Origin of the sequence: Paenibacillus phytorum, from assembly GCF_013141715.1 — a bacterium.
Taxonomy (GTDB): Bacteria; Bacillota; Bacilli; order Paenibacillales; family NBRC-103111; genus Paenibacillus_E; species Paenibacillus_E phytorum.
Genome location: NZ_WHOA01000173.1, coordinates 1 through 3,795 on the forward strand (window position 1 = coordinate 1; position 3,795 = coordinate 3,795).

Annotated in this window: 2 protein-coding genes; both read left to right on the forward strand. The window is 43.2% G+C overall.

Going from position 1 to position 3,795, the window contains the following annotated elements; genetic code table 11:
• The coding region (locus GC098_RS25670; protein WP_171646060.1) for a carbohydrate-binding protein at positions 1–2,739 on the forward strand (2,739 nt) is incomplete at its 5' end.
• Between the two features lie 153 nt (positions 2,740–2,892).
• Positions 2,893–3,795 (forward strand): S-layer homology domain-containing protein (locus tag GC098_RS25675; protein WP_171646061.1); only part of this gene is annotated, 903 nt, incomplete at its 3' end.

The window sequence follows — 3,795 nt, forward strand, 5'->3', positions numbered from 1 at the left end:
GCGGGACAATGGACCAACATTACTGCGGCAAGAAGAAACGGCGTCTGGGAGTTGTATGTCAATAGCAAGAGCCTACCTGTAACCAATAATACAACAACACCTGCTGCACCTACGACAGGTACGTATATTGGTGCAGACAGCAGCGGAAGACAAGGCTTCAATGGACGTATTGATGCTGTTAGGGTTTACAATCAAGCATTGTCTACAGATCAGATCATGGCAATTGCCAACGAGACTTCTGACGTTAAGTTGCAAAGCATCGAAATAACGAAACTGCCAACAAAGTTGAATTACCTGCCGGGAGATATGCTTATTATTGATGGGCTGGTTGTGACAGGCACTTACAGCGATGGAACAACAAAAGTGGAGAACGTAACGACTGATAATATTACCGGCTTTGATAATGCCATTCTTAAATCAGGACAGCAACTGACTGTGACTCTAGGTGGAAAGTCAGCCAGCTTTAATGTAAATACGCTTGATGTATTGCCTGGTTCAGCATTGGTACCAGGAAGGATAGAAGCTGTAAACTACAATTCGAAAGATGGTCTTACACTTAGAAATCAATCGGTTAATGATGGCGGACCCGCATGGCGAGTGAGTTATATAAATAAAGGCGACTGGATGGAATATAACGTAGATGTGGCAAAATCGGGATTCTATCGAGTAAATTACAAGGTGGCAACAGGAGCTAATACGGGAGAGGTTGAATTCCAGGTAGATGGAGTACCTCAAACGAGAACCTTATTCTTAAGCGATGGCATGAAATCATCCGATACGGTCGCACTGAGTGAAGGCTCACATAAAATAAGGCTGAATGTAACGGCAGGTTATTGGGCTTTGCGCTGGTTTGAATTTACAGAGATTCAAGAAAAAAAATTGAACAGCATTACAGCACCAGCACCGCTATCAGTTGCAATCGGAACGCCGAAGACAGCGGCAGCTCTTGGATTGCCCGAAAAAGTAGCTCTTGTAACCGATGCGGGAAATATGGATGTCAGTGTGAATTGGGATTTAAATAGTGCAAGCTACGATCCAACTGCCACGACGGCGCAGACCTTCACGGTAACAGGAGAAGTAACTCTACCTATTGGAGTCACAAACCCGAACAGCGTTCCATTGACAACAAGCATTAGCGTATCTGCAAGTGATACGTTTACAGAAGACTTCGAGAATGGAATTGTAGGCTGGACAGTTGAGAAAGGAACAGCCAGTACAAGTAGTGCACAAGCGCATAGCGGGGCAAAGAGTTATGTAAAGGATGAAAATGCTGATGCTATTTCCAGAACATTTTCAAACTACTTAAATGGTTTAGTTTCAGTTTGGTATTATGACAACATGTCTGGAACTACGAAGCAAATGGCAAGTGTTGAAGGTGGGAAGTGGATAGCTGCAGGTGTTGATACATCTAAAACTGCTAGTATCGGCTCAACAAAGTATCAGGTACGTATAGACGGTACTTATACTTCATCGGGTGTCGATAGAACAAAAGGTTGGCATAAGTTTACCTGGGATTATACATCCGGGGATCATGTTGATTTATATATTGACGACCGGAAAGTTGCAACAGCGGATTCCAAATCATTTAATAAAATAGCCATGGGAGACTTCTGGGGAGCGGCTGGAATTGGGTATTTTGACGATGTTAAAATAGAAAATTTAAGAAAAGCAGTGAAAGGTGTAACGTTAAGTAAGACAAGTATGGAGTTGGAAGTAGGAGAAACTGAAGCTATAGCAGCAACAGTAACGCCTGAAGCTGCAGCAAACAAGAATGTTACGTGGAAGTCTAGCAACGAAGCAATCGTATCCGTAGATCAGAACGGAGTTGTTACAGCTAATGCTGAAGGAACAGCCATCATTACAGTAACCACAGTAAACGGGGGATACACGGCAAACTGTACGGTTACAGTGAAAAAGCCGATGCCGAAAGCAGCATTAACAGGTCCTCAGACGGTGAACACCGGCCAAACCTTCAATCTGAAAATGGGATTGAGCAACGTAACGCAAAGCGTATACCAACAAGTGTATGGGCAAGATTTGACGCTTCACTATGATCCGATGAGTTTGCAGTTCAATTCGGTTACTTCATTAAAACAAGGATTTAAAGTCATCGGTCAAAACGAGACGGTGCCGGGACAAGTCCAGATTGTGGCTGCTAGCGTGGGCGAGAACGTGTATGCCCAAGGCGATATGCTCACATTCAACTTTACGGCCAAGTCTGTAACTCAGGCAACTTATAGTTCGGTAATTTCAGTTGACCATGTTGTTATTGCAAACAGTCAGGGGAATGAACTGCAGGTAGGCGGAGCCTCCCGCGAAATACAAATTAGTATACCCGTAGATAAGTCGCTTTTGACTGCCTTGATCGCAAACGCTCAGGCTAAGTACAATGCAGCAGTGGAAGGAAATGGAGACGGTCTGTATGTGATTGGAGCCAAAGCACAATTACAGTCGGCGATCGACACGGCCAATGCGATAGCAAACGATCCGAATGCCAATCAGCAGCAGGTGGATAGTGCGAAATCCGCATTGGAAGCAGCAATACAAGTGTTTGAAACCAAGAGAATAAACGCAGATATCAATGGAGGCGGTGTCTCTATTGGAGACCTGGCTATTGTTGCAGGAACTTACGGCAAACAAGAAGGTGAGTCGGGTTGGAATGAGTTAGCGGATGTAAATAAAGACGGCAAGGTTGGCCTTGAAGACCTTGCAATCGTAGCTTTAGCGATGTTTAAATAAAATACCAAGGAATATTGTTGAATGAAAAGTTGAAATGATCGTATTAGCAACATTGAGGATTGCTCGGCAATGAAGTGGGGGGAGCTTATCTCCCCCTTCCGTCGCCGATATGGCCAATTACACTAACAATTTTTGAAAGGGTTGATTACTTTGATGTTAAAAAAACTTCTCGCATTCAGTCTGACGTTGCTTTTGATTGTGTTCATGCTTCCCCAGCCTCTTATTCATGCAAACACTAGTCCGAGCTTTTTATTTTCCATCACGGAGCCAAGCATATCGGTGGGTAATAACTTTGAAGTGAAGGTAGAAGGAAAACAACTAAGCGACTTGTACGCATATGAAATCAATTTAACCTATGATACCAGCCGTTTGGTGTTTGTGAAGGGTGTTATCGAAGGCAAAGGCTTTGCCGTGGATCCTATTGTGAATGGAAATAAGATACAAATCGCGCATACGCAAATAGGTAATGTTGCAGGCCAGAACGGGGATGTAACAATGGCTAAGCTGACATTTCATGCGGCTAGTCAGGGTAAGGCCGATATTGTACTGGACAGCGTGAAGATGATGAATTCGCAGATCGTGTCGACTGAAGTTTCAGGTAATAGCAAGTTATCGGTTGATGTAAAAGCATCGGGTAATGGCGGTAATGGCGGTAATGGTGGTAATGGTGGTAATGGTGGTAATGGTGGTAATGGTGGTAATGGCGGTAATGGTAGTAATGGTGGTAATGGTAGTAATGGTGGTAATGGTAGTAATGGTAGTAATGGTAGTAATGGTAGTAATGGTGGTAATAACGGTAACAACAAAAATAATGTATTTAATAGCGATATTGTCAATGAGATTAAACTTGTTAATTCGATTACTTCCAAAGTAGAGGAAGCCATGAAAGCTGATGTAAAGGTTGAAATGACTGACATTAAAGGACACTGGGGTGAAAAGATCATAAATACATTTATGAAACTGAGCGTTATTGATGGTTATGAGGATGGAACGTTCCATGCGGATGATCAAATCACACGTGCCGAGTTTGCAATGATCATTTCTCGCATATTCGAT